The 26,962-nt window shown below is 62.7% G+C and carries 21 protein-coding genes and 3 pseudogenes; 14 read left to right on the top strand and 10 right to left on the bottom strand.

The features are described 5' to 3' along the window. Positions 1–55: 55 nt before the first annotated feature. Together NKJ20_RS11115 and NKJ20_RS11110 are read left to right on the top strand one after the other, a co-directional pair. A complete protein-coding gene (locus NKJ20_RS11115; RefSeq protein ID WP_051406143.1) occupies positions 56–1,162 on the top strand; it encodes an efflux RND transporter periplasmic adaptor subunit in 1,107 nt (368 codons plus the stop codon). After that, entirely contained in the window at positions 1,159–4,362 is a 3,204-nt protein-coding gene (locus NKJ20_RS11110; protein WP_352744028.1) for an efflux RND transporter permease subunit, read from the top strand. The genes NKJ20_RS11115 and NKJ20_RS11110 overlap by 4 nt, the downstream gene beginning before the upstream one ends. A gap of 411 nt (positions 4,363–4,773) precedes the next feature. Here the strand turns inward: NKJ20_RS11110 and NKJ20_RS11105 are convergent, their stop codons facing one another. Beyond that, positions 4,774–5,415, bottom strand: coding sequence for a peroxiredoxin-like family protein (locus tag NKJ20_RS11105; protein WP_352450977.1), 642 nt, complete (start codon positions 5,413–5,415; stop codon positions 4,774–4,776). A 417-nt stretch (positions 5,416–5,832) separates the two neighbouring features. Here NKJ20_RS11105 and NKJ20_RS11100 point away from each other — a divergent pair, with 417 nt between their 5' ends. Next, positions 5,833–6,435 (top strand): cupin domain-containing protein, encoded by a 603-nt coding sequence (locus tag NKJ20_RS11100; protein ID WP_352744027.1) that lies wholly within the window; start codon positions 5,833–5,835, stop codon positions 6,433–6,435. Between the two features lie 64 nt (positions 6,436–6,499). Here the strand turns inward: NKJ20_RS11100 and NKJ20_RS11095 are convergent, their stop codons facing one another. Next, on the bottom strand, positions 6,500–7,408 hold the full coding sequence (locus tag NKJ20_RS11095; protein ID WP_352744026.1) for a hydrogen peroxide-inducible genes activator: 909 nt from the start codon (positions 7,406–7,408) through the stop codon (positions 6,500–6,502). A gap of 147 nt (positions 7,409–7,555) precedes the next feature. Here NKJ20_RS11095 and katG point away from each other — a divergent pair, with 147 nt between their 5' ends. After that, on the top strand, positions 7,556–9,754 hold the full coding sequence (gene katG, locus NKJ20_RS11090) for a catalase/peroxidase HPI (protein ID WP_352744025.1): 2,199 nt from the start codon (positions 7,556–7,558) through the stop codon (positions 9,752–9,754). Between the two features lie 79 nt (positions 9,755–9,833). Here katG and NKJ20_RS11085 read toward each other — a convergent pair whose 3' ends face one another. Beyond that, positions 9,834–10,511, bottom strand: coding sequence for an MIP/aquaporin family protein (locus tag NKJ20_RS11085; protein WP_023677138.1), 678 nt, complete (start codon positions 10,509–10,511; stop codon positions 9,834–9,836). 345 nt (positions 10,512–10,856) lie between these two features. Between NKJ20_RS11085 and NKJ20_RS11080 the strand changes: the two genes are divergently transcribed. The 3 genes from NKJ20_RS11080 (at position 10,857) to NKJ20_RS11070 (ending at position 13,431) form a co-directional block, all read left to right on the top strand. Further along, complete coding sequence (locus tag NKJ20_RS11080) at positions 10,857–12,146, top strand: RsmB/NOP family class I SAM-dependent RNA methyltransferase (protein WP_352744024.1); 1,290 nt, start codon at positions 10,857–10,859, stop codon at positions 12,144–12,146. A gap of 125 nt (positions 12,147–12,271) precedes the next feature. Continuing rightward, the gene (locus NKJ20_RS11075) at positions 12,272–12,730 is read left to right on the top strand and encodes a PaaI family thioesterase (RefSeq protein ID WP_023677140.1); all 459 of its coding nucleotides are present in this window, start codon (positions 12,272–12,274) and stop codon (positions 12,728–12,730) included. A gap of 26 nt (positions 12,731–12,756) precedes the next feature. Further along, a complete protein-coding gene (locus NKJ20_RS11070) occupies positions 12,757–13,431 on the top strand; it encodes a 5'-methylthioadenosine/S-adenosylhomocysteine nucleosidase (RefSeq protein ID WP_352744023.1) in 675 nt (224 codons plus the stop codon). Here NKJ20_RS11070 and NKJ20_RS11065 read toward each other — a convergent pair. Next, entirely contained in the window at positions 13,403–13,729 is a 327-nt protein-coding gene (locus NKJ20_RS11065; RefSeq protein ID WP_352457583.1) for a hypothetical protein, read from the bottom strand. The genes NKJ20_RS11070 and NKJ20_RS11065 overlap by 29 nt on opposite strands. A 101-nt stretch (positions 13,730–13,830) precedes the next feature. Here NKJ20_RS11065 and NKJ20_RS11060 point away from each other — a divergent pair, with 101 nt between their 5' ends. Together NKJ20_RS11060 and guaA are read left to right on the top strand one after the other, a co-directional pair. Further along, entirely contained in the window at positions 13,831–14,334 is a 504-nt protein-coding gene (locus NKJ20_RS11060; protein ID WP_352744021.1) for a MarR family winged helix-turn-helix transcriptional regulator, read from the top strand. A 55-nt stretch (positions 14,335–14,389) separates the two neighbouring features. After that, positions 14,390–15,952 carry a glutamine-hydrolyzing GMP synthase gene (guaA, locus tag NKJ20_RS11055; protein ID WP_352744019.1) on the top strand — a complete coding sequence of 521 codons (1,563 nt, stop codon included), beginning with the start codon at positions 14,390–14,392 and terminating at the stop codon, positions 15,950–15,952. 668 nt (positions 15,953–16,620) lie between these two features. On the opposite strand, the gene NKJ20_RS11045 is transcribed toward guaA, so the two are convergent. After that, a complete protein-coding gene (locus NKJ20_RS11045; RefSeq protein WP_352450987.1) occupies positions 16,621–17,268 on the bottom strand; it encodes a TetR/AcrR family transcriptional regulator in 648 nt (215 codons plus the stop codon). A gap of 283 nt (positions 17,269–17,551) precedes the next feature. Between NKJ20_RS11045 and NKJ20_RS11040 the strand changes: the two genes are divergently transcribed. Beyond that, on the top strand, positions 17,552–18,445 hold the full coding sequence (locus tag NKJ20_RS11040; RefSeq protein WP_352744017.1) for an NAD(P)/FAD-dependent oxidoreductase: 894 nt from the start codon (positions 17,552–17,554) through the stop codon (positions 18,443–18,445). 1,052 nt (positions 18,446–19,497) lie between these two features. On the opposite strand, the pseudogene NKJ20_RS11035 reads toward NKJ20_RS11040, so the two are convergent. The 5 genes and pseudogenes from NKJ20_RS11035 to NKJ20_RS11015 form a co-directional block, all read right to left on the bottom strand. Then, positions 19,498–19,610, bottom strand: a pseudogene (locus NKJ20_RS11035) (alpha/beta fold hydrolase); the annotation flags it as partial. A gap of 3 nt (positions 19,611–19,613) precedes the next feature. After that, entirely contained in the window at positions 19,614–20,426 is an 813-nt protein-coding gene (locus tag NKJ20_RS11030) for an SDR family NAD(P)-dependent oxidoreductase (protein WP_352450989.1), read from the bottom strand. A 34-nt stretch (positions 20,427–20,460) separates the two neighbouring features. Further along, positions 20,461–20,967, bottom strand: a complete 507-nt coding sequence (locus tag NKJ20_RS11025; RefSeq protein ID WP_352744016.1) for an SRPBCC domain-containing protein — start codon at positions 20,965–20,967, stop codon at positions 20,461–20,463. 3 nt (positions 20,968–20,970) lie between these two features. Further along, a pseudogene (locus NKJ20_RS11020) lies at positions 20,971–21,571 on the bottom strand (NADPH-dependent F420 reductase). Positions 21,572–21,721: 150 nt separating this feature from the next. Then, positions 21,722–22,456, bottom strand: a complete 735-nt coding sequence (locus NKJ20_RS11015; protein WP_023676197.1) for an SDR family NAD(P)-dependent oxidoreductase — start codon at positions 22,454–22,456, stop codon at positions 21,722–21,724. 268 nt (positions 22,457–22,724) lie between these two features. On the opposite strand from NKJ20_RS11015, the gene NKJ20_RS11010 reads away from it, so the two are divergent. The 4 genes and pseudogenes from NKJ20_RS11010 (at position 22,725) to NKJ20_RS10995 (ending at position 26,925) form a co-directional block, all read left to right on the top strand. Next, the gene (locus NKJ20_RS11010; protein ID WP_352450992.1) at positions 22,725–23,621 is read left to right on the top strand and encodes a LysR family transcriptional regulator; all 897 of its coding nucleotides are present in this window, start codon (positions 22,725–22,727) and stop codon (positions 23,619–23,621) included. A 160-nt stretch (positions 23,622–23,781) separates the two neighbouring features. Then, positions 23,782–24,417, top strand: a complete 636-nt coding sequence (locus NKJ20_RS11005; RefSeq protein ID WP_352744015.1) for an NAD(P)H-dependent oxidoreductase — start codon at positions 23,782–23,784, stop codon at positions 24,415–24,417. Positions 24,418–24,525: 108 nt separating this feature from the next. After that, a pseudogene (locus NKJ20_RS11000) lies at positions 24,526–24,693 on the top strand (GMP synthase (glutamine-hydrolyzing)); the annotation flags it as partial. A gap of 333 nt (positions 24,694–25,026) precedes the next feature. Beyond that, the gene (locus NKJ20_RS10995; RefSeq protein WP_352744014.1) at positions 25,027–26,925 is read left to right on the top strand and encodes a sigma-70 family RNA polymerase sigma factor; all 1,899 of its coding nucleotides are present in this window, start codon (positions 25,027–25,029) and stop codon (positions 26,923–26,925) included. Positions 26,926–26,962 lie beyond the last annotated feature (37 nt).

Raw genomic sequence — 26,962 nt, 5'->3', positions numbered from 1 at the left:
TCGATCGGCCGGCTGGCTTCCCCGCGCCGCGGTGTCGGCGGCATTCCTGCTCGGCATGGCTTTCAGCAGCACTGCGTTTGCGCAGGACCAGCAGCTACCCGTGGTGACAGCGGCCAAGCCGGTGGTCCGTGAAATCGTCGAAGACGACGAGTTCGTCGGGCGCTTCGAAGCCGTCGACCAGGTCGCCATCCGTTCGCGCGTCAGCGGCTATCTGGACAAGGTCAGCTTCCAGGACGGCGCACTGGTCAACAAGGGCGACCTGCTCTTCACCATCGACGAGCGTCCGTACCAGGCGGCTTATGATGCCGCCAAGTCGCAAGTGGACGTCGCCAAGAGTCTGCTCGAATTCTCCAAGATGCAGCTGGATCGCGCCGACGAACTCGCCAAGACCGGCAATATCTCAACCGCGACGGTCGACGACCGCCGGCGGGAATACCTTTCGGCGCAGGCGCAGATGCAGGGCGCGACGGCTGCGCTGACGACGGCCAGCCTGAACATGGAATTCACCGAGATCAAGGCGCCCTTGTCCGGCCGCATCGACCGCCGGCTGGTGTCGGTCGGCAACCTCGTGCAGCCGGATTCCACCTTGCTGACGACCATCGTTACGCGCGATCCGATCGACTTCTATTTCGACGTCGATGAGCGCCTGTATTTCAGCTATGCCCGCGACGCGAAGGAGCGCGGCGGCAGCATGCAGGAAGGCGCCGGCGGGCTCGAGGTGGTGGTTCGCGTCGCCGACCGCGCGGAGGCGGTATTCAAAGGCAAGCTCGATTTTGCCGAGAACCGGATCGACAACGCGACCGGCACCATGCGGGTGCGTGCAAGGTTTCCCAACGCCGATGGCATTCTCCAGCCAGGCATGTTCGGGCGCATCAACGTGCCGGGGTCGCTGCCGCATAGCGGCGTGCTGGTGCCCGATGAGGCGATCGGCGCCGATCAGGATCGCCGCATCGTGTTCCTGGTGGATGAGGCCGGGATGGTGTCGGCGAAGCCCGTGCGCACCGGCCCGCTTCTCGACGGCTACCGGGTCATCCGCCAGGGCCTGACCGGCGACGAGACAATCATCGTCAAAGGGCTGATGCACGCCAGGCCCGGCACCAAGGTGAAGGTCGAGATGGTGACGTTGCCGCCCAAGGCCGAGACCGCCGAGTTGCAGCAATGAGGTTCGCACATTTCTTCGTCGACCGTCCGATCTTCGCATCGGTCGTTTCGATCGTCCTGCTGATCCTCGGCGGGATTGCTTATACCCAGCTGCCGGTCGCGCAATATCCCGAGATCGCGCCGCCGACCATCGTCGTTCGCGCGCAGTATCCGGGCGCCGACGCCGAGACGGTCGCAGCGACGTTGGCAACGCCGATCGAGCAGGAGATCAACGGCGTCGAGGGCATGCTCTACATGTCGTCCTATTCGTCGGGCGACGGGGCGATGGCGCTGACCATCACCTTCAAGCTGGGCACCGATCTCGACCAGGCTCAGGTGCTGGTGCAGAACCGCGTGTCGGTCGCCGAGCCGCGCCTGCCCGAAGAAGTCCGCCGCCTCGGCATCACCACCACCAAGAGCTCGCCCGACCTGATGATGGTCGTGCACATGCTGTCGCCCGACAATACCTACGACCAGCTCTACGTCTCGAACTACGCCCGCTCGCGGGTGCGCGACATACTGCTCAGACTAGACGGCGTCGGCGACCTCATCATCTTCGGCGAACGCGAATATTCGCTGCGCATCTGGCTCGATCCGGAAAAACTGTCCGCCCTGGGGATGACCTCGGGCGATGTGGTGCAGGCGCTGCGCGACCAGAACGTCCAGGTGTCGGGCGGCTCGATCGGCGCGCCGCCGACCAGCACCGGCACGGCGTTCCAGTACACGGTCACCACGCAAGGCCGCTTCAACGACGCACGCGACTTCCGATACGTGATCGTCAAATCGACCGACGACGGCCGCCTGATCTCGCTGCAGGACGTGGCGCGCATCGAGCTCGGCGCCAAGGATTACGTCACCAACTCCTATCTCAATGGCAAACCGGCGGTGGCGCTCGCCATCTTCCAGCGGCCGGGCACCAATGCGCTCGCCGCAGCCGCGGAGATCCAGGACAAGATGAAGGAGCTTTCCCGCGACTTCCCGAAGGGGTTGAGCTACGACATCGTCTACAATCCGACCGAGTTCGTCGCCGAGTCGATCCAGGAGGTCTACAAGACGATTCTCGAGGCGATGCTGCTGGTCATCATCGTCATCATCGTCTTCCTGCAATCGTGGCGCATGGCGATCGTGCCGATCGTGGCGATCCCCGTGTCGCTGATCGGCACGCTGGCGGTGCTTTACGCCGCCGGCTTCTCGCTCAACATGCTGACGCTGTTCGGCCTCGTTCTGGCGATCGGCATCGTCGTCGACGATGCGATCGTCGTGGTCGAAAACGTCGAGCGCAATATCGCCAGAGGGCTGGCGCCCAATCCGGCGTCGCACCTGACCATGGACGAAGTCGGAACGGCCGTCATCGCGATCTCGCTGGTGCTGATAGCCGTGTTCGTACCGACAGCCTTCATCCCCGGCATTTCTGGGCAGTTCTATCTGCAGTTTGCGATCACCATCGCGGTGTCGACGGCGATCTCGGCATTCAATTCGCTGACGCTTTCGCCGGCGCTGGCCGCACTGCTGTTCAAGCCGCATCACGCCGCGGCGGCGCCGCCGCGCTTTTTCCTGGCGCGGTTCGGACGGGCGCTCGCCGACGGCTTCAATCACGGCTTCGACAGGGTCGCCCATTGGTATTCGAGCATCATCCGCGTGCTGGTCGGCTCGTGGATAACGATCGCCGCCATGCTGGCCGTTTTCGCGGCCCTCATCTACGCCACGGTCTACATGGTGCAGTCGGTGCCGCGCGGTTTCATTCCGTCGCTTGACCAGGGCTATGCGATCGTCGTCATCCAGTTGCCGGACGGCGCTTCGCTGTCGAGGACCGATGCGGTCATCCAGCAGGCGTCGCAGATCATCCAGAAAACGCCAGGCGTCGACTACGCAGTCGCCTTCGCCGGCTTCTCCGGCGCGACCTTCACCAACGCCAGCAACGCGGGCGTGATCTTCGCCAGGTTCAAGCCGTTTGACGAGCGACTGAAAGCCGGCCAGTCGGCGACCCAGGTCATCGGCAATCTGTTCGGCAGCCTGCAAAGCATCAAGGAAGCCTTCATTATCGCACTGCCGCCGCCGCCGATCCGCGGCGTCGGCAATGCCGGCGGCTTCAAGCTGCAAATCCAGGAGCGCAACAGCGCCGACATGCGGCAGATCCTGGCGCTTGCCAACGAAATCGCCGGCAAGGCCAACAAGACGCCGGGGCTGACGGGTGTGTTCACCACGTTCTCCGCGTCGAGCCCGCAATTCTTCCTGGCGATCGATCGCGACAAGGCGCGCATCCTGAACGTGCCGATCCCCAACATCTTCGAGGCGCTGTCGATCAATCTGGGTACCGCCTACGTCAACGACTTCAACGCTTTCGGGCGCGTCTACCAGGTGCGGGCGCAGGCCGACCAGGCGTTCCGTCTCGATCGCGCCGACATCTTGAAACTGAAGGTGCGCTCGGCGACCGGCGCGCTGGTTCCGCTCGGCACGTTGGTCGAGATCCGCGACGTCACCGGCCCGGCGCTGGTCCAGCGCTACAACATGTACGTTTCGGTGCCGCTGCAGGGCAACGCCGCGCCCGGCGTTTCCACGGGCGACGCGCTGGCATTGATGGAAGGGATCACGGCAAAGACGCTGCCGGCCGGTACCTCCTATGAATGGACCGAGCTCGCCTATCAGGAGCGCAACACCGGCAATGCCGCTGTCTATATCTTCGGACTGTCGGTGTTGTTCGTGTTCCTGGCGCTGGCGGCGCAATATGAAAGCTGGGTGCTGCCGTTCGCCATTGTGCTGGTGGTGCCGCTCGGCCTGCTCGCGGCGTTGCTCGGCGTGTCGTTCCGAGGGCTGGACAACAACATCCTCGTGCAGATCGGCCTCATCGTGCTGATCGGGCTTGCCGCCAAGAACGCGATCCTGATCGTCGAATTCGCGCGGCAGGCGCAGGAACGCGGGCTGTCGGCTGCCGAGGCTGCCGTCGAAGCCTGCCGGCTCAGGCTGCGGCCGATCCTGATGACCGCCTTCTCGTTCATCCTCGGCGTCGTGCCGCTGATGATCGCAACGGGCCCGGGCGCAGAAATGCGCCAGTCGCTCGGCACCGCGGTATTCTCCGGCATGCTCGGCGTCACTTTCGTCGGCCTGTTCCTGACGCCGGTGTTCTACGTCACGCTCAGGTCGCTGTTTTCACGGCGCAAGCCCCGTGCCGAGGCAGAGCCTTCGGGGCCGGCAGAGGCGCCATCGGAGACGGCCGCCGAGTAGGGTTACGAATTCGCCGCGTCGGGCGCGGCTTATCACTCCAGAAAATCGGCGCGGCGCGGCAACGGCCACGATCTGCGCGACCTCGGCGTCGAGGTGCGGCGGAGACCCTGCTCGGTCTGATCCAGCCTAACAGCCGCATCCAGCTCAGTGAGACGATGCCGGGCGGCGAGGCCAATGCGATCTTCTATCTGGTCGACCGGGCGGGGCTTGAGGGCGCAACCGCGACCTCCGGAGTCCTCGCTTGCGATGTCTGCTTTCAGGACGCGGAGAAGCTGATCTCTACGGCCGAGATCGGGCGCGAAGCGGTTATCCACGATCTTCAGGTTTTGACCCAGAACGGCCTTTCCCCGGTAGTGAGCGGGAAGGGCGCGGTCGTCGAGCGAGTTGTCAGCCGCCTATTTCCGCAGCCCATTAATGTGCAACTTGGGAAGCCGCTGACATCAATTCCTCCGGATTCGGCGCCTTGGGGGTATTGAGGCCAGCCTCCAAAACTTCAGTGAAGCTCCAGCGTACAATGCCCCCTCGGTCGATGAGAAACTGACCAACCAGCAGCTCCTTAGCGGAAGCCATCATCTGCTGATCGGCTTCCGTAATCTCATACCCCTCCTTCTTGTTGAGCAACTCGTTTATTGCGATGGGGTCCATAGGCTCGGGCAACTCACCCGGGAGATCGATACGGATCCCCATGACCTTGTCCATCCCGATCTCGCGCAAGCCGAAGGCACGGTGCGAGGCCCGCTCCGGGTCGGACGCGGCGAGAAGATCGGGTGTCGGATGGTAACGGAAATAGAGCCGTGCCCGCTCTACCGGCGTATTGACGACCGCCAGGCATTCGACGCCTTTCTCAGCCAGAGCCGGCTTGAGTTGCGCCATTGCCGCGACATTGCGCCGGCAGAACGCACAGTGCAGGCCTCGAAACAAGCCGATCAACAATGGGCTACGACCTCGAAAATCAGTGAGCGCGATTTTGCCTTCGCGGGAGATCGCATCGAGAATAATATTCGGCGCCCGGTCGCCCGGCTGCAGCGGGCGTTCGACATTACTCGCGGACATGGACAACCTCCTCGCCCCGGATAAGCACACCCAGTCATCGGGGTTGAGTCCGTGCTGGGGGACGCCAGGGCAAAAATTGCTTTCGACCTTTGCCATATTGCCGAGGTCGAGATTACGCGCGTTGCAGGTGCATCATAACACGAAAAAAGCCTCTGCGGGTCGCCCGTTTCGCGAGCTGTCGCGAGCGCTGTGGTAAACAGTGTATCGTCTCATCCGTGCCATGGGACGACACAGCGGCGGGACCGATTGGATCTTCACATGCTTGCGGTGGTCAAGGCTTGAAACTTGGGCGGCTTCGATGTGCCCGGACGTCAAATGCCGACCGCATGGATCGCAGATCTCCGACCTCAGCGGAACCGATCCGCCATGCAGCCGGTTAAACCGGCATGAAGCTCCCCACCAACCCAAGGCCAAGCCATGAGCATTCTGCAAACCACGAAGAAAGCTGTCGAGCAGGTCACCGGTATCGCTAGACCGGACAGGCGAGAGGTCGCCGACCTCCTGAGGCCGCGCAAAGCGAATGCGTTTCGGTTTAGGGATGATGGCCTGGTGCCCAACCATCCGTTCTGGCCGCTTGTCGTCTATCGCGGCGCCGTGACGCTGCCCGAGGACTTCGATCCGGCGGCCGTCATGGAGGCGCTTTTCGAAGCAAATGGCTGGGGCGATAGCTGGCGCAACGGCATTTACGATTACGTCCACTACCATTCGCGGATACACGAGGTGCTGGGCGTTGCGCGCGGCACGGCGAAGGTCCGCTTTGGCGGCAACAAGGGACGAATCCTGTCGCTGAAGGCCGGCGACGTCGCGGTGCTTCCGGCCGGCACCGGGCACCAACGCATTTCCGCATCCGACGATTTTCTGGTTGTCGGCGCCTATCCTCCATCCGGCACCTATGACCTGTGTACGACCACCGCCGACCATGCCAAGGCAGTCGTCACGATCCCCAGGGTCGGCCATCCGCGCAAGGACCCTGTCTATGGAAGCAACGGCCCGTTGCTCGCAGCCTGGGAAAAGGATTAAAGCCGTTCCTTTCTTGCGGGTTGGCTTCGGGGCTAAAACCGGATCCTTGACCAACCTCGGCCGCTCACGCCGCCAGCACCGCCGCGTCCAGCCCGCGAATGATCTTGGCCAGTTCGACGCATTCGTCGTGCCGAACCTTGTTGCGCCGCCATGCCAGGCAGATCGTGCGCTGCGGCATCGGCTCCTGGAACGGCACGATCTTCAAATCGGGGATAGTGCTGGCTGGCCCCGCCGCCATCTCGGGGATGAGCGTGACGCCGAGCCCATGCGCCACCATCTGCAGCAGCGTCGTCAGGCTGGTCGCGCCATAGCTTGCCATCGCCACCGGCCGAACGCTGCCGCAGACGGCGAGCGCCTGTTCGCGCAGGCAGTGGCCTTCCTCCAGCAGCATAAGCCGCTCGAGCGCCGGGCTCTCCGGCGGCACCGGCGGCGAGGCGAAGGCGGGATCGCCGGCCGGCACGGCCAGGAAGAACCGGTCGGAGAAAAGTTCCTCGGTAACCAGGCCTGGGTAATCGAGAGGCAGCGCCGCGACGAAGGCGTCGAGCTTTCCCGAACTGGTGTCGTCGACCAGCGAGGCGGTCACGGCTTCGCGCAGTTCCAGCTGCAAGGCCGGGAAATGCTGTTTCAGCTCCGGCAGCACATGCGGCAAGAGATAGGGCGCCACCGTCGGGATGATGCCGAGCCGGAAGCGGCCTTCCAGCGCCGGGCGGCCGCGCCGGGCCGTCGCCTCGACGTCGCGGACGTCTGCAAGAATGCGCTCGATGCGCGGCAGCAGGACCACGGCCTCGTCGGTCATCCGCACCACCTTGCCGCCGCGCTCGAACAGACGGCAATTCAGCCGCAGCTCCATCTCGGCGATCTGCGAAGACAGCGCCGGCTGGCTGACGCCGGCGAGTTTTGCGGCACGGCCGAAATGCAGCGTCTGCGCCAGCGCTTCGAAATAATGCATCTGCCGGACGGTCAAACCGATCATAAGGAAAACCTATCAGAATAAACAGCAAAGGCAATTTGTCTTTATCGGCTGGGCGGGCTAGTCTGGAACCATTCCAGGATGGCGCGGCCGCCGGCCCTGCCCGGAAAATCAACAAAATCCCGAAAAATCAACAAATCGGAGGCAAAGATGGACGCGAAAACCGACGACAACAGCGCCGGCAAATGCCCGGTCCCACATGGATCGGCCAGGAGGAGCAACCGTGACTGGTGGCCGAACCAGCTTGACCTTGGCGTCCTCCATCAGCAGTCCAGCCTGTCGGACCCGATGGACGAGGACTTCGACTACGCCAAGGAATTCAAGAGTCTCGATCTCGATGCGGTGATCAGGGATCTGCACCAGGTGATGACCGATTCGCAGGATTGGTGGCCGGCCGATTTCGGCCATTACGGCCCGCTCTTCATCCGCATGGCCTGGCACAGCGCCGGTACCTATCGCATCGGCGACGGCCGTGGCGGCGCCGGCGCCGGCCAGCAGCGTTTCGCGCCGCTCAACAGCTGGCCAGACAACGCCAATCTCGACAAGGCGCGCCGGCTGCTGTGGCCGGTCAAGCAGAAATACGGCAGGAAGATCTCCTGGGCCGACCTGTTGATCCTCACCGGCAACGTCGCGCTGGAATCGATGGGCTTCAAGACCTTCGGCTTCGCCGGCGGTCGCGCCGATGTCTGGGAGCCGGAGCAGGACGTCGACTGGGGATCGGAAACCAAGTGGCTCGCCGACGAGCGCTATTCCGGCGACCGCGAACTTCAGGGCCATCTCGGCGCCGTGCAGATGGGGCTGATCTACGTCAACCCGGAAGGCCCGAACGGCACGCCCGATCCATTGGCCGCGGCGCGCGACATCCGCGAGACCTTCGCTCGCATGGCCATGAACGATGAGGAAACCGTGGCGCTCATCGCCGGCGGCCATACCTTCGGCAAGACCCATGGCGCCGGCGATGCATCGCTCGTCGGCCCGGAGCCGGAAGGCGCCGGCATCGAGGCGCAGGGCCTCGGCTGGTCGAGCAAGCATGCCACCGGCATTGCCGGCGACGCCATCACCTCGGGCCTCGAGGTGACCTGGACCACGACGCCGACCAGATGGAGCAACAACTTCTTCGACAATCTGTTCAACTACGAATGGGAGCTGACCAAGAGCCCGGCCGGCGCCCATCAGTGGACGCCGAAGGGCGGCGCCGGTGCAGGCACCGTGCCGGACGCGCACGATCCCTCGAAGCGCCGCGCGCCGGCGATGCTGACCACCGACCTCGCGCTACGCGTCGACCCGGCCTACGAGAAGATCTCGCGGCGCTTCCATCAGAATCCCGATCAGTTCGCCGATGTCTTCGCCCGCGCCTGGTTCAAGCTGACGCATCGCGATATGGGTCCGGCCGTCCGCTATCTCGGCCCGCTCGTGCCGAAGGAAGAGCTGATCTGGCAGGATCCGATACCGGCAGTCGACCACGAACTGGTCAGCGAGCAGGACATCGCCTCGCTGAAGGCGAAGATCCTGGCCTCCGGCCTGTCCGTCTCAGAACTGGTTTCGACCGCCTGGGCCTCGGCCTCGACTTTCCGCGGCTCCGACAAGCGCGGCGGCGCCAACGGCGCCCGCATCCGCCTGGCGCCGCAGAAGGATTGGGCGGTCAACCAGCCGGCGCAACTGGCCAAGGTGCTCGAGACACTCGAAGGCATCCAGAAGGGCTTCAATAACTCGCAGTCCGGCGGCAAGAAGGTCTCGCTTGCCGACCTGATCGTGCTTGGCGGCGTCGCCGCGATCGAGAAGGCGGCCAAGGACGGCGGCCATGACGTGGGGGTGCCGTTCACGCCGGGCCGCATGGACGCCTCGCAGGAACAGACCGATGTCCAGTCCTTCGCCGCGCTCGAGCCGAAAGTCGATGGCTTCCGCAATTATGTCAGGGGCAAGCCGCCGATGTCGGTCGAGGCGATGCTGGTCGACCGGGCGCAGCTGCTGACCTTGACGGCGCCAGAGATGACGGTGCTCGTCGGCGGGTTGCGGGTGCTCGGCGCCAACACCGGTCAGTCGAAGCACGGGGTGTTCACCGACAGGCCGGGCACGTTGACCAACGATTTCTTCGTCAACCTGCTCTCCATGAACACGATCTGGGATCCGGCCGCCGGCTCAGATGAGGTCTACGAAGCGCGCGACCGCAAGACCAGGGCAGTCAAGTGGACCGGCACCCGCGCCGACCTGATCTTCGGCTCGCACGCGCAATTGCGGGCGCTGGCCGAGGTCTACGGCTCGGCGGACGCCGGGCGGAAGTTCGTCAGGGACTTCGTCGCCGCCTGGACCAAGGTGATGAACGCCGACCGTTTCGACCTCGCGGCCTGATCCGGGCATACGAATTTCTCGACGCAACGAAAAAGGCGCGGGCCTCGACCCGCGCCTTTTTCATGAAGCCTTCGAAAAGTCAGTCTTTCTCGAAGATACCGGCCTTGGCGACCACGCCGGCGATGGCGCCGCCGATCAGCGGCGCGACGATGAACAGCCAGAGCTGGCCGATCGCCGCAGTTCCCGAAAACAGCGCCGGTCCGATCGAACGGGCCGGGTTGAGCGATGTGCCGGTCACCGGAATGATGGCGAAGTGCAGTCCGGCCAGCGTCAGGCCGATGACCAGGCCGGCGAAGGCCGTCGTGTGCTTGGCGTTGGTGACGCCGAGGATCACCGTGACGAAGGTGAAGGTGCCGATCAGCTCCCACAGGAAGGCCGAGCTGACGCCCCATTTCGTCACGTCCCAGCCATTGGCGCCGAAGCCGCCGGTGTGGCCGCCGACCTGTCCGGAGACGATGATCCACAGCGCCAGCGACGCGATGATGGCGCCGATGACCTGCGCGATCCAATAGGGAATGACGTCCCTGGCCGGCATCCGCCCGGCGAGGAACACACCGAGCGTCACCGCCGGATTGAGGTGCGCGCCCGAAATCGGGCCGATCGCGTAAGCGGCCGCTATCAGGCCGATGCCGAACGCCAGACCGATACCTTCCTGGCCGAGCGGCAGCGCGCCGCCGAAGCCGCCCGTCACCACCGAAGCCGTGCCGATGAACACCAATAGAAACGTGCCTAGAACTTCCGCCAGATAAGTTTTCATTGCCCTCTCCTCGTATCGACCCGCGGCTCCGCTTTTTCTGCGACGCGAATCACCGCGCAAAGAGTATTCGCAACCGGAAAACTTGCAAAGCAGAGCAGTTTCGCAAGCCGCTATGCTTGTGAGCGCCGGACACGCACATTAGAAGCATGTAATATACTGATCGAATTGTTTCGTTCCGCATGCCGGCGCCCGCCTGGTGGCCGCGGCTCGCGATGCACCAATCCACATTCGTCACCCGTCGGCATGGATCGTCTCGCCGTCGGCGAAACAGAACTGTTTCAATCAGGGCACGAAAAGCTCTAAGAGCAGGGCCGGAATTAATTTACTGAGTAATGGAAGACGACAATGAGACTGGGCGGGCGGCTGGCGGCAGCCATTGAAGTGCTTGACGACATTGGCCGGCGCCACCGGCCGGTGGCCGATGCGCTGAAAGACTGGGGCCTGTCGCACCGCTTCGCCGGCGGCGGCGACCGCGCCGCGATCGGCAACATCGTCTACGACGCGCTGCGCCGCAAGCGCTCGGCCGGCTGGCTGTTGGGCGAAGACACACCGCGCGCCATCAGCTTCGGCGCGCTGCTGCTCGAATGGGGCCAGACGGCGCAGTCGCTGAACGAGGCGCTCGAGGGCGACAAGTTCGCGCCGCCGCTGCTTACCGCCGACGAATTGAAAACGCTCGGCGGTCGCCGGCTTGCCGATGCGCCGCCGGCCGTCAGGGCAGACATCCCCGACTGGTGCATGCCGCTGTTCGAACGGGCGTTCGGCACGGCCTGGGTGGAAGAGGGTGCCGCGCTGGCGACGCGCCCGCCGCTCGACCTCAGGGTCAACACGCTAAAGGCCGATCGCGGCAAGGTGCTGGCGGAACTGGCGGAGACGGGCGCCAAGCCTGCCCGGATCGCGCCGCACGGCATCCGCATCCCGCCGATCGAGGGCGATGGCAGGCACCCGAACGTGCAGGCCGAACCGGCCTTCCAGAAAGGCTGGTTCGAGGTTCAGGACGAGGGTTCGCAGATTGCGGCCGAACTGGCCGGCGCCGAGCCTGGAATGCAGGTGCTCGACTTCTGCGCCGGCGCCGGCGGCAAGACGCTGGCGCTGTCCGCGGCGATGGACAATCGCGGCCAGATATTCGCCCACGATGCCGAGAAGGCACGGCTGGCGCCGATCTTCGATCGCATCCGCCGTTCGGAAAACCGCAATGTGCAGGTCGTCACAAGGCCGGCCGAGCTGGCGCCGCTCGGCAAGCACATGGATATCGTCCTGATCGATGCGCCCTGCACCGGCAGCGGCACCTGGCGGCGCCGGCCGGATGCTAAATGGCGGCTGACGCAAAGACAGCTCGACGCCCGCAAGGGCGAGCAGGAGACGATCCTCGATGCCGCCAGGGACTTCGTCAAACCCGGCGGCCTGCTGGTCTACATCACCTGTTCGGTGTTCGACGAGGAGAATGGCGACCAGGTTTCGGCCTTCCGGGGCCGCCATCCCGGTTTTGTCCCGCTCGATCACCGCCAGCTTTGGGACAGCCGTTTTGCGGGCCACGAAGCGGCAATGCGCATTGGCGCTGCGGGCGGCATTTCGCTGTCGCCATTGCTGAGCGGCACCGACGGCTTTTACTTCTGCGCGCTGCGGCGGGCCGGCTGAATCGTTGCCATCGATACAGGGCTAAGCCGAATGCTGCAGTGCAGCATTTGCGATTGCCTGCCGCCCACCCCTCTGCGATAAATGCCTTTGCAATAAGATTTGCCGAGAAACGAAGGGCGACGGCCATGGCAGCAAAGATCGTTCCTGCTCCCGATTATGAGGACCGCGTCAGGACGTCCTTCGCGCGCCAGAACGCGATGATGACCATTGGCGCCGAGCTGACGCTGGTGACGCCCGGCATCATCGAGATCGAAATGCCCTATTCGGCGGCGCTAACGCAGCAGCACGGCTTTCTTCACGCCGGCGTCATTTCGACGGCACTCGACTCGGCCTGCGGCTATGCGGCATTCTCGTTGATGCCGGAAAATTCCGGCGTGCTGACCATCGAGTTCAAGGTCAATCTGCTGGCGCCGGGCAGGGGCGAGCGTTTTCTGTTCCGCGGCTCGGTGACCAAGCCCGGCCGCACCATCATCGTCGCCGACGGTCAGGCCTATGCGTTCGCCGTCGATGGCGAGGCCAAGCTGATCGCCACGATGACCGGAACGATGATGACAGTGCTCGGCCGCGACGGAATCGAGGGCTGAGGAGCGGGTAGGGAGGATGGACGATCATGGCCGGCAAGACACCTGGTGAGCTCACCCCGATCTCCGGCAAGTCCGTTCTCTTCGTCATGGCGGCCGAGGCCGAATACGGTCCACACCTGCAGCGGCTGTTCACGCCGCTGATGACCGGCGTCGGACCGGTCGAGGCCGGCGTCGGACTCAGCGCCGAACTATCCCGGCTGCATGCCGGGATGGCGCTGCCCGATCTCGTCGTGTCGCTCGGGTCGGCGGGCAGCCGGACGCTGGAGCAGACGGAAATCTACCAGGCCGTTTCGGTTGGCTACCGCGACATGGACGCCTCGCCCCTGGGGTTCGAGAAGGGCGCCACGCCGTTCCTCGACCTGCCTGTCAGCGTGCCGCTGCCGTTCAGGATACCAGGCGTCAGACAGGCGACGCTGTCGACCGGGGCGGCAATCGTCACCGGCGCCGCCTACGACGCGATCGCCGCCGACATGGTCGATATGGAGACCTTCGCCTGCCTGCGCGCCTGCCAGCTGTTCGACGTGCCGCTTATTGGCCTGCGCGGCATTTCCGACGGGGCAGCCGATCTCAGACATGTCGGCGACTGGACCGAATATCTGCACGTCATCGACGAGAAGCTGGCCGCGGCGGTTCAGCTGCTGGAACAGGCGATCGCCTCCGGCGCAATCGACTTCAAGCTTGTTGGGGCGGCAGGTTCTTAGCGTTGCCGAACAGCACGCCGATCATCCTGAAGCGAACGGCGTTGTCGCGATTGATGTAAGTGACTGACCCGGGCTCGTGATCGAGGGTCCAGCGTCCGGTCGCGCCGGTGTCCCAGTCGGCGACATAACCGTCATCGAGCATCCGCCAGCGCCCGCTTCGCGCCTCGCCATCGTCGAGCAGCATGTGCGCGGCACCCTCGCTTTCAAAATAGACGTAAGCCTCCTTGCCGTTTCGTTCCAACACATGGGTCATGCCCGGAATGAGCATTGCAAGGGTTTCCTTCTGAAGTGCTGCCATGATTTCCTCCTGAATTGAAGTCGCCGATTGTCTTGACCGGCATCGCCACTTAGAGTGAACTAGTAGTCAAGACGCTTGACTATGTATCGGGCGAGAAGAATTTGGTCAAGGACCTTGACGAAAAACCTGAAGCGCTGCCGGATCACATAGGTTGGCGGCTGTGGCAGGCGAGCCGCGCCTGGCAGACCGAGTTCGCCGCCGCGATGCGCGCTGCCGGCCATCACTGGTTCACCGAAGCGCGTGCCGGCCTGCTTGGACACATCCCGCGCGGCGGCATGCGCCAGTCGGCGCTGATCGAGCGCTCGGCGATCTCAAAGCAGGCGATTCAGCAATTACTCGATGGCCTGGAGACGGAAGGTGTGTTGCAGCGTCTGCCCGATCCGCAAGACGGTCGCGGCAAGCTTGTGCGCTACACCCGCAAGGGCCTGGACGCCCTGCGCGATGGCGACCGCATCAAGCTGCAGATCGAACGGAGCTATGTTGCCCGCCTTGGTCACGAGCGTTTCGCGGCGCTGATGGGCGCCTTGCGGTCACTCGATACAACGCAAACTGATGCATTGGACAAAGCCTCTGGCGTTCAGGACAACACACCGGAATCGAAGTGAAAGCGCGACCTCACAACCCATTGCGCCGACTCGTTTCTTTCTCTAAACGCTCGCCATGAAAACAGCCAATCATCCCGACACCGTCCTGATTGTCGATTTCGGCAGCCAGTTCACCCAGCTGATCGCCCGCCGCATCCGCGAGGCCGGCGTCTTTTCCGAGATCGTGCCCTTCCAGTCGGCCGAGGCGGCGTTCAAGCGCATCAATCCGAGGGCGGTGATCCTGTCCGGCGGCCCGGCCTCGACCGGCGACATCGGCAGCCCGCGCGCGCCGCAGATCGTCTTCGATGCCGGCGTGCCGGTGCTCGGCATCTGCTATGGCCAGATGGCGATGTGCGTGCAGATGGGCGGCGTCGCCGAAAGCTCCGACCACCGCGAATTCGGCCGCGCCTTCGTCGAGATCGCCAAGGACAGCCCGCTGTTCGAGGGCCTGTGGGCGCCCGGCCAGCGCCATCAGGTGTGGATGAGCCATGGCGACCGCGTTATCTCCCTGCCCAAGGGGTTCGAGGTGCTCGGAAAATCGGAGGGCTCGCCCTTCGCCATCTTCGGCAATGTCGAGCGCAAAATGTACGGCCTCATGTTCCACCCCGAAGTGGTGCATACGCCGGACGGCGCCAGGCTGCTCCGCAACTTCGTCCACAACATCGCCGGCATCGAAGGCGACTGGACGATGCGCGCCTACCGCGAGCACGCGGTCGAGACGATCCGCAAGCAGGTCGGCAAGGGCAAGGTGATCTGCGCGCTGTCGGGCGGCGTCGATTCCTCGGTCGCGGCCTTGCTGATCCACGAGGCGATCGGCGACCAGCTCACCTGCATCCTTGTCGACCACGGTCTGATGCGCAAGGACGAGGCATCAGGCGTGGTGGAGATGTTTCGCCAGCATTACAATCTGCCGCTGATCCTGGTCGACGCTGCGGACCGTTTCATCGGCGCGCTCGAGGGCGAGTCGGACCCCGAGAAGAAGCGCAAGACCATCGGGCGGCTGTTCATCGAAGTGTTCGAGGAGGAGGCCGAGAAGCTCGGCGGCGCCGATTTCCTGGCACAAGGCACCCTCTATCCCGACGTCATCGAAAGCGTCTCTTTCAGCGGCGGCCCGTCGGTGACCATCAAGTCGCATCACAATGTCGGCGGCTTGCCCGAACGCATGAACATGCAGCTGGTCGAGCCGCTGCGCGAATTGTTCAAGGACGAGGTGAGGGCGCTCGGCAAGGAGCTCGGCCTGCCCGACAGCTTCATTGGCCGGCATCCGTTCCCCGGTCCCGGTCTCGCCATCCGCTGTCCGGGCGGCATCACCCGCGAAAAGCTGGAGATCCTGCGCGAGGCCGACGCCATCTATCTCGACGAGATCCGCAAGGCCGGCCTCTACGACGCCATCTGGCAGGCCTTCGCCGTGCTGCTGCCGGTGCAGACCGTCGGCGTGATGGGCGACGGCCGCACCTACGAATTCGTCTGCGCGCTGCGAGCCGTCACCTCGGTCGACGGCATGACGGCCGACTTCTACCATTACGACATGGAATTCCTGGGAGCAGCCGCCACCCGCATCATCAACGAGGTACGCGGCATCAACCGCGTCGTCTACGACGTGACGAGCAAACCGCCAGGCACCATCGAGTGGGAGTGAGGGAAACGGCGATGATAGGCGGCCCTAGCGTAGTATTTCGCAGAAAATACAATGATTTGCGGGCAGGGCAGACTGCTAGCCAGGGCACATTATCAATGGAATTGACAAATCTATCAAGTCATTGAAATCGTTAAGTTTATCGGAGCGCCTGGCGCGGCTCGCAGCTTGTAGCAGATCACTCTGACGGTACTTTTGACGGTGTTTTTCGTATCCGACAGAGCATTCTAAAAAGTACCGTCATTCGTTTTTAGGGTTTGACGGTACTTTTTCTGTGTGTCAACGCTTTGAAATATATAACGAAAATGCCCCGTAGCATGACATTTCCGCGCTGACGGTACTTTAGTTATCGACATACATAGTTTCAGCTTTGGCTGCGGTACCGATCGATGTTCCGGACCCGATCGCATATCGTCGGATGGCACCGTCGCATCACCTATCAAATGTTGTCCCGACTGCTGCCGGATCTGCGATGGAGAGAAGCGTCGACCGCATCCAGGCGGGAGCTTGGACCGCGGTAGATGCGAGCGTCTTTTTATCGTTGGGAGAAAGATGAGGTGCCGCGATCTGTGCAAGCTCGGCCGCGCGCGCCGGCCCAATATAACGCCGGCCCAATATAACGAAGCGCCTGGACCACGGTCCCGGCCAAGCTGCCCGGAGCAATCAAATGCTTATCCGCCCGCGTGGTCGTTGCCACCGTGCGCGGCGATGAACATGGCGACGGCCGACCGGCAATAGGATTCGATTTCGTTGTCGTCCTCTGCTCTCGCCTGATCGAAGCGTGCGATAATCGGGAGATCGGATCCTTTGAAAAGCGCGGCAAACAAGCGGGCGGACCGGAGAGGATCGGGCACGTTCAGAACCGCCTTCGCGTGCAACTGACGCAACAGGGCCTCGATTTGGGCGATGACATGGGCGGGGCCGGCTTCGTAATGGAGCTTGCTTAACGACCTTTGATTCGTCTTGTCGGCCATGATCATGGCTTCGACACTGCGGACGTCCGAGCTCAACAGCGTGCGAAGCAGGGATGATCCCACCGCCATGAGCTGATCTTCGGCCGAACCGTCGACGCCTTCAAAAAGGGCCTGTGGTGCAAACTGATGGCAGCGGGTCGCGATGGCCGCGCTGAACAGCGCCTCCTTGTTCTCGAAGTGCCGATAGATGCTGAGCTTGGATATCTTCGCCCGCTGGGCGACCTTGTCCAATGTCGTCGCTTGAAAACCCAATTCCACAAAGAGTTCGCACGCGGCGTCGACTATCGTTTGGCCAAGCGCCTCGTTGGCGGGCCGGCCGCGCCGGCCCTGGCTGTTTACGGTCACGACAATTCCAGTACTTGACAGTATCCTAATTCATGCATTACGATACCATGTAGTATCGGAAATGTGCAAGCCAGTGGGTAGGTTTCAACCTGTTGTCCAAATCAAGTTTCCCCGGGCCGCCCGGCGATATCGAATGCGGCATTGTCCGGCCGGTCAACACAGATGGGCGACTTTCTCGCAGAGGCCGAAGCCCTGCTAGCTGCCGGTGTCGAGCGCGTATCGGTGGACGATATTGCGCGCCAGGCCCAGCCCAACCTCCATCCACGACACGGAGCCCATCACCATGGATGACGTCATCATCATCGGCGGCAGCTTTGCCGGTCTCGCCGGCGCCCTGCAGCTCGGCCGTGCCCGCCGCAAGGTCACCGTTCTCGATACCGGCCTGCCGCGCAACCGCTTCGCCGGCCATTCACATGGTCTGCTCGGCCACGATCACAAGCCACCGCTGGACATCCTGGCCGAGGCGCGGCAGCAGCTGGCGCGCTATCCCACGATCAGGCTGGTCAATGCCCGGGCCGACAGCGTCTCCGGCGCCGTCGACGATTTCTCCGTCCTCACTGGCGATGGCGAAAGCCTTGGGGCGCGCCGCCTGATCCTGAGCTATGGCGTCGCCGACCAGATGCCTGATGTTCCGGGCTTTGCCGAAGGCTGGGGCACGTCCATCGTGCCCTGCCCCTATTGCGACGGCTTTGAAGTCGCCGGCCAGCATTGGGGCCTCGTCTGGTCCGGCCCGCAGTCGCACCAGTCTGTCAGGCTGTTCCACGATTGGACCGACAGGTTGACGCTCTTCGCCGATGGTCACGACATTCCGCCCGATATCCGGGCCGATCTCGCGCGTCGTAACATACCTGTCGTCGATGGCCGGATCACCGAGATCGCCCATCACGGGGGCCATCTCGCCACCGTCAATCTCGATACCGGCCCCAATGTCGCGGTCGACATCCTGTTCGCGCATCCGCGCAACAAGCCGTCCGCAAGCCTGCATGAATCGCTGGGCCTCGCCACGGTCGATACGCCCCTCGGCATCGCCCTCAAGGTCGACGAGCGCCGCGAAACCAGCATGCCCGGCATCTACGCCGCCGGCGACCTCGCCAACCCCCTCATGCCCTCGGTCACCACGGCATCATCGCACGGCGCGATGGCGGGCATCTTCTCCCAGCAGTCGATGCTGGTTTGAGAGCACAGATTCCCTTCTCCGGTTGCCGCGGGCTATCATATTCTGAAGGTTGCGGGCCGGTGCCACGGAACGCGGGCCCCCTCTCCCCTGAGGGGCGTCTTTGGCCGGTCAGCCGTCTCGAAGGGGCAGTTGAGCAAAACGATTCCTAGGCTCAGGCCGGTCCGCAAACGGTCCCAAAAGACCCACAGGCTATTCAACCTCCCCCGGCCCCCTCCCGGGAAGAAGTTCAGCAAGTGAGGGCGCGACATTGCACCTTGAACCGTGCTGTCGCGCCCTCGGAGCGAGTGGGTCTTGAGGTGTCCAGTTTATACTGCCGGGAGTGTCCAGTTTGCACTGCCAGCGGTATCCAGTTCACCTACAAACGGAGAGGGATGGCGCTTGGATGACGCTGCCGCGGCGGGTCGCGTTGTGGCGCGCGCTGTGCTATGAAAGTTGGTGACGGTACTTTCTTCGTTCGCTGTGAAACCCACCTGAGTTGCCCAAAGTGGGTCCGGAAAGGCGATCGACTTCGATAGATGCCGAAACCGCACAAAAAATTTTCGTGCTATTTTTCCCTTTGAAATCAAGACTGTAACGTTTTGACGGCCCATGGGTCGGCTTCTTGCGCGGCAACGAATAAAAAACCTAGCTATATCAATGGCCTAACTAGACTTAAAATAATCGAGTGGGAATGATGGGGCGTACGGTAGAGTAGGTTGGAGTACTGTCGGATATATTCGGAAATTGTTGGTCAACGATAGGAGGCGATAGTTCGCGGGCGATTCTGCAAGAACAAGCAGCCGTTTTGCAGGTCGGCGATAGACCTTCGATTATGTGTAGAGAGGCTCAAAGGGATCGATATACCGCGCCGTTCACAGCACATGCTTTGGATTGGGATTGGAGCGCCGATCCAATTCCTCGGACAATAGACATCATGTTCCGTGGATTTGTATCATGGTCTAAGCCCCGGGGCGGGACCAACGAGACGAGCGCACGGCCGCCGAGCACAGCGGGGACGGCGCCGTAGCTGAATACGTTCTCGTGCCTCGCATAGTTTCAGAGTGCTCCCGCAATGCGTGGATCGTGCGCATGCCGTGCGGCAGATCCCTGTAGACTTAAGCGTGCCATGCTTCAGCAGCTTGGCCGATAGCGGACCCGAGTTGGCGAACGGAACAATTTGGTCGTCCTGCTACGCGACGAAGCGGACCACGCCACCATCCACCCGCAAAGCCGCGCCGGTGGTCGCCGAAGCCTGCTCCGAGCAGGTGTAGATGATCATGTTGGCCACCTCATCGGTGGTCGCGAAGCGGTGGATGAGGCTCGTCGGACGCATCGCCTGCAGGAAGCCCTGCTCGGCTTCGTGCTGCGTGATTCCATTTGCGTCAGCCTGTTTCGCCATGAAGTTGCCCAGGATCTCAGAGCGGGTAGGTCCCGGCAGGACGGCGTTGACGGTGACGCCCGTGCCCGCGACCGCCTCGGCAAGCCCGCGTGAGACCGCGAGTTGAGCGGTCTTGGTCATGCCATAGTCGAGCATTTCCTTAGGGACGTTGACTGCGGATTCGCTACTTATGAACACGACGCGGCCCCAGCCTTTCGCCACCATCCGCGGCAGGTAATGACGGCTCGCGCGCACGCCACTCATTACGTTCAACTGGAAGAGGTCAAGCCAGTCCTCATCGGGGATATTTGCGATATCCTCGACGCCGTTGTAGCTCCGGATGTGTGCTGTACCGACGTTGTTCACAAGGATATCGGCGTCCGGCGCATGCGCGATCAAGGCCTTTGCCCCCTCCGCTGTCGCAAGATCAGCGGCGATACCCGAGATGTCGCTGCCGGGGAAGGCCTGCCGCATCTGCCGCACCGCCTCATCGACCCGAGCGTTTCCACGGCCGTTGACGACGACCGATGCACCGGCACGCGCCAACCCCTCCGCCGTCGCGCGGCCGATACCGGCGGTGGATCCGGTAACAATGGCCTTGCGGCCTTTGAGTTCGATATTCATCTCATTCATCTCCAAAATTAAATAGGAAGCGCAATCAATCCACTGTCGTCTTCGCTGTTTCCGCCTCCGCTGCGTGGGCGAGGCTTTCGACCCAGTCTTGGTGATACCGGTAGAGTGCGCCGGGATGTTTGCGCCCGAGTTCATCGAGGAAGAAGGGGCCCTGCTGCGTTTCCTCGGTCAGCACATGGCAGCCATGGTCCGTAGGCGTGATGACCCAGCCATGGTATGCGCTTGAGCCGGTCTCGTCGCCATCAACTGTCGTCGCCCATGCGAGCCTGCGAAGGGGCTCGCATTCCGTCACGACCAGACTCATCGGAAATCCAACCGTCACACGGCTGTATCGCGTTCCGAGCGCCAGTTCCGGCTCCCCCGTCAGAATCTTGACCTGATCCTCGGCGGGAAAGTAGCTCGACCAATTCTCGGCTTCGACGAGCAGCTTCCAGACCGCGTCAGGCGGCGCCTTCACGTCAATGTCGTTGAGTGCGTAGATGGCCGACGTTTTCGGATCATATCGCTCGGGCCAAGTCACATGGTCGTACATCGATTACTGCTCCTTCTTGAACAAATCCTGGAAGATGAGCTGGCCCCAAGTGCGGCCGCGCGCGTGCACCAGCGCGCCACCCTCGTTGAGCTTTCCCAGCTTGACGGGTGCGAACCCGAGTTGTTTGGCCAAGGCCGCCACGGGAGCGATCGCGTCCTCGTCGTCGCTCGACAGAAAGACGACCCGGTGGCCGCCCTCGACGATCGGATCGGCAGCCAGGGTGGCCGCAACCAGGTGATTGAAACCTTTCACGAAACTTGGCGCCGGTGAACGCCTTCGCGACGAAGGCGGAGGACGGGAGGCCGTCCAGCTCTTCAGGCACTGGAAACGCGTTCATCGCCTCGATGACTGTCTTGCCTTCCCAGCTCGGCAGAGCCTTCGCAACCTCGCGATGCTCCCCGAACGGGACCGCCAAGATGATTGTGTCGGCCTCGAGTGCATCCCGCAGCGACTTGGCGACGACCGTGGGTCCAATCGCCCGAGCCTGCGGCGCCGACGCCTCGGGCGGCCGGCGGCTCGCGACGGCCACGTCGATGTTTCTACGGGCGAAGGCGTGGGCGAGGGCCTGACCTATCTTACCGAATCCTACAATTGCGTAGCTCATGATCTTCTCCGATCCGTGTTGGTATTGATTTCCCCGGCCTTCAACGGCGCTGGGTTATTCGTTGCGCTGTGTGGCGACCTTTGCGTGGTCGTTCCACCATGGACACGCTAGTTCCCGCCGGTCAGCCGCTTCCCGCGATCCGGCGCGATTTCAGATGGCCGAGAAGCCGCCATCGACGGATAACTCCACCCCATTCACGAAGCTCGAATCGTCGGAAGCAAGAAACAGCGCGGCCGTCGCAATTTCCTCAGGACGCCCCATCTTTCCCCGCGGGATCAGGGATTCGAACATCTGCTTCGCCTCCTCGGTGAGGACTTGGTCCTGCATCGGTGTGGCGATCGGCCCCGGGTGCAGCACGTTCACCCGGATATTCCTGCCCTTGAGTTCGTTGAGCCACCCGCGTGCGAATGCGTGCAGCGCCGCCTTGCTCGCCGCATACACGCTGTAACCAGGAAAACCTTTCACCGAAGCAACTGACCCGGTCATGAAGATCGATCCGCCATCGTTGAACAGCGGCAACGCCTTCTGAACCGTAAACAGCGTGCCGCGCGTATTCAGGCCGAAGGCCGCATCGAAGTGCTGCTCGGTAATCTCGCCCAGTGGGACGGCTTCGCCTGTGCCGGCGCTCGCGTACAGGACGTCGATCCTGCCCTTTTCCCGCTTGACTGTATCGAACAGGCGGTCGAGGTCGTCGAGATTGGCCGCGTCGCCGCGCACGCCGGTCACGTTCCGGCCGATCAGCTTGACGGCCTCGTCCAGCGCCTCCTGTCTCCGGCCCGTGATAAAAACATAGGCGCCTTCTTCAACGAACCGCTTGGCGCTCGCCAGCGCCATGCCGCTCGATCCACCCGTGATGACTGCAACCTTACCCTCAAGCTTTCCCATGACTTCTCCTTTCGTGGTGTCGGGACAGCATCTGCCCCCGAGAGCCTCGAAATGGGTCCGCCGGCGTCAGTTGTTGAGTGCGGAAGCGCGCACATCGGTGGTGCGAAATCGATCCGGTTGGACAACTGACGCCAGCCGCGACGATCGGTGTCCGCCGTTCGGAATTGGGCCGCACTCGTCGACATAGGCTATGATGAACGCCCGTACTGCTGTTCGATGTGTTAGATACGGGCTTTGGAAGGCGCACCGCGCGGTGCGGGATTGCACCATGATCGACTGGGATGACGTTCGCTACTTTCTTGCTGTCGCGCGCGGAGGCTCGGTGCGGGCCGCCGCCGAGCGCCTCGGGGTGAATCACTCGACCGTGCTGCGACGCATCGCCCAGCTCGAGGAACGCCTCGGGGCGCACATGTTCGAAAAGCTGCCTTCGGGCTACCGCCTGACGGCTGCGGGCGAGGAGGTCCTCGAGCTCGCGAACCAGATGGAAGCGTCGTCGCACCAGCTGGAGACGCGCGTCTTGGGGCGCGACCAGAGCGTTCGCGGGCTTCTGCGGGTGACGCTGGCGCCGCCCCTCGCGACACATCTGCTCATGCCGGACTTCGCCGATTTCGCGCGTCTGCATCCGGACATCGAGATGGAAATCTTGTCGTCCGGCGAGCTGGCAAATCTGACCAACCGAGAGGCCGACGTCGCGATCCGCGTCGTCTACGACCGCAAAACCCTGCCGCTCAATCTTCACGGCCTGAAGGGACCGGAGCTGTTCGGCGGCATCTACATGTCCTGCGATCGACTAGCCGCGTGGCGTGCGGGCGCGCCTGATCCCATCCGGTGGATCGTCATAAGCATTCATGGAATTCCGGAATGGGCCAGCGAGGGTGAGGTTCGCACCACCGGGGTTCCCTTCAGGACCACGGACGCCGAGGCGCAGATCGTTGCTGTACGGCAAGGGCTCGGGATCACGACACTGCCCTGCTTCGTCGGAGATGCCGACCCCCTACTGGTGAGGGTGCCGGGCACCGACCTGCACATGTACGGAACGCTCTGGCTTCTCACGGTGGGGGAGACACGCAAGACGAAGCGCGTGCGGCTCTTCACGGAGTTCGTATCCCGCAGGCTAGCCGCGTACGCTCCGCTTCTCGCGGGGCTGTCCATATCGCGCGACTGACGGCTGGCAGGTCGCCGATGGCGCTGTCTCGAGCGTACCGCTGTAGAAGGGCCATTCTCGGCGTCGAAAAACAATTGCTCTTTGAAGACTGTGGCGCGTACAGCTATTTCGAAATCCATGATTGGCATGAGAAGCTTTGCCCGAGCACCGCGCCGCACGAATGATGACGCGCAGCGCAACCAAATTGGGGAGGATTCAAAATATTGGTATGCGATGTTTGATTGTCACGGCTCATCCACTCAATCCAAGCCTTTGCCAAACGCTTTCGAACGCAGCTATCGACACCCTGATGGATGCGAAACACCAGTGCCGACATGTTGATCTGTATCGATCTGGCTTCTTCCCGGCTCTTACACCGGCGGAGCGCGCGAGCTACTATTCCGGATTCGAGACTACAGAGGTAGCTAAAGAGATTGAGGATCTTCTCTGGGCCGAGACTATCGTCTTGATTTTTCCCACGTGGTGGTTCGGACCTCCAGCTATATTGAAGGGCTGGTTCGACAGGGTATGGGTGCCTGGTATTGCATACGATCACGCAGGCGATCTTGGTGCCATACAACCGCGACTTCGCCAGTTAAGGAAGGTGGTTGCAATAACAACTTTGGGCTCACCTTGGTGGGTCGATTGGCTGATCCTCAGGCGGCCAGTGCGGCGTGTTCTCAAGACAGCTATTCTGAATACCTGTGCTCCTCAAGCCTCGCTTACGTTCCTTTCATTTTACAAGGTTGAAAGTCTGCCTAGGCAAGGTGTCGATGCTGCGATAAATCGCATTAGATCAATGCTACAGCATCTATAGCCAAGCCCCGTCACAATGCTCCTTTTCTTTGAAGGGCGCAGGTAGAGCAATGCCCGTGGGGACAGCGCGGCTCGTGACCGCTGCCCTTATCGGTATGTACGCGCATACGCGCCGAAAGCGTCACCATCGGTAGATGGCAGCACCGCGGATATCTACCGTCACGACATGGCATTCCTGGGCGCCGCCGCCACCGGCATCATCAACGAGGTGCGCGGCATCAACCGCGTCGTCTATGACGTGACGAGCAAACCGCCAGGCACAATCGAGTGGGAGTGACAAGGAGTACTGCGGAGTAGAAGAGGATAGAGCAGCATGTTTAAGGCGATGTTGGCTCGGCAATAATAGTCAATAGTCCCAGCCCCCGGCCACCCGGCGACGGCATAGACGAAGCATCTGGCCGATCGGCGAATGTCTGGAACGAACGTCCCACAGAGAAGGGTGGAGCAGCCTAGCCTTGCTGGGTTTGACAACCGGGGTCCGCGGCAACTGCCACCGGCGAGGCGTTGCATCTGCCGGCCATGTATCCTTTCGCTGGGTTCATCCGTCTTAGCTGTTCATGGGCACGGTCATCCTTGACATCGCCCTCCTGGACGAATTGGAGCGTGACAAATGAACAGCAAGCAGAGCCTAGCGAACAAGATACACTACGAAACGCTCGCGGAGGCTTTTCGCAGCGGTCGAGAATCGCCACAGGAAGCATCCGAGTGGTCCGTTTTGACGGCAGAACCGGGCGGCGTCGATTACGTCGAGACGAACGTCGGCGACAAGACCGCGCTGTGGGTTCAGCCAAAAACGGCGGCCAAAGACCGGGTCATGCTTTACCTGCACGGCGGTGGCTATGTCGGCGGATCGATCTGGACCCATCGCAAGATGGTCGGACACCTTGCTAAGGCGATCGGCTGTTACGCTCTGCTCGCTACGTACGACTACGTTTTCCAGAGCAAGTTTCCGCGCCAAATCGAGCAGGCCGTGACCGCGTTCGAATGGCTCGCCGAGCAGGGTGTCGCGCCGAAGCACACCATAGCTGCAGGCGATTCCGCTGGTGCTGGCCTGATCGTTGCGGCGGCGATGAAACTCCGCGATGCGGGACGGCCGCTGCCGGCCGCGATCCTCAGCATCTCTGGCTGGTATGATCTGTCGGCGAGCGGGCACTCCTACGAAAGCAACCGCGAGAAGGACGCCTTCTTCCAGAAGGCCAGCGTGGACATGCTCGCGTCGCAAGTCCTCGGTGGGGTCGATGTCCGACATCCGCTCGCCAGCCCGATCTTTGCCGATCTCAAGGGCCTGCCGCCGATCTATTTGCAGGCGGGCGAAGACGAAACCCTCGTGGACGACAGCCGAGCGCTCGCCGACCGTGCGAGGGCCGCCGGCGTCGAGGTGCGCCTGGACGTATTTCCGGGGATGCTGCACTCGTTCCAGATGATGGCTGGGCGTGCTCCCGAAGCCGACGACGCGATCGCGCGGTTGGCACAATGGGTTCGCCCAAGCTTGGTCTGGCCGCAACCGCGGCAATACGCGCTGAAGGTCAGGAGGTCGCATGACTGGCAAATTGAAACCAAGATGTGGCAGCTGAAGGACATGCCCGAGCGACCGACCGGCCTGTTCGACGCGCAGTATCGAGCCTTCCTCGAGACAGTGTGGGGCGTCCGCGCGCAACTGCATCGCTATTGCACTCGCATGACCGGCTCGCGGCTCGACGGCGAGGATCTCATGCAGGAGACGCTGTTCGAGGCCTACACGAAGATCGAGACCCTCGATGATCCCCGCAGGCTAAAACCCTGGTTGTTTCGCATCGCTCACAATCGCTGCATTGACTTTGTGAGGCGGCGCCATGCGCGCGAGCGAGCGGAAAGCGCCTATTCGGACGACATCGGCGTCATCGCTGCAGAGCCAGCGACCACTGATGCCCATCGCGCCGTCGAACGGCTGGTCGGTCACCTGCCGCCCAAGGAGCGCGCCTGCGTGCTCCTGAAGGATGTGTTCGACTATTCGCTGGAAGAGACCGCGGAACTCGTGGGCTCGACGGTTGGCGGCGTCAAATCCGCGCTCTCCCGTGGACGTGCGAAGCTCGCCGGCTTGCCCGCGGAACCTGTCGGTGAACCGAGCCGCCCGCTGGATCCCGACACCGCGCGGCTCTTGCAGCGCTATGTTGACCTCTTCAACCGCCATGACTGGGATGGCGTGCGGGGCCTGACCAGCGCCGATGCCCGGTTGCGGGTCGCCGATTGCTATGACGGCCTGCTCAGAAGCTCTCCCTATTTCGTCGAATACGAGCGAAACCCGGAGACGTGGACCATGGAGTTGGGGACGATCGACGGAGAACCCGTCCTCCTCGTGCTTTTCCAGCGAGGCGACCAGTGGCAGGTCGCGTGGCCGGTTCGTGTCCATGTCGCCGGTCGCGTCATCGACCGCATCGAAGACTATTATGCCTGCCCGTGGGTCGTTGGAAACGCCTCGGAGTCCGACTTGACGCTCACGCCTTGGCCAGCCGTTTTGGGAAGAGCATAAGGCGACGATTTCTCACTCTGGCTTGGCGGAGTCACGC

It is taken from the genome of Mesorhizobium sp. M0185 (assembly GCF_040322175.1).
Taxonomy (GTDB): Bacteria; Pseudomonadota; Alphaproteobacteria; order Rhizobiales; family Rhizobiaceae; genus Mesorhizobium.
This window is presented reverse-complemented; position numbering and strand designations above follow the sequence as displayed.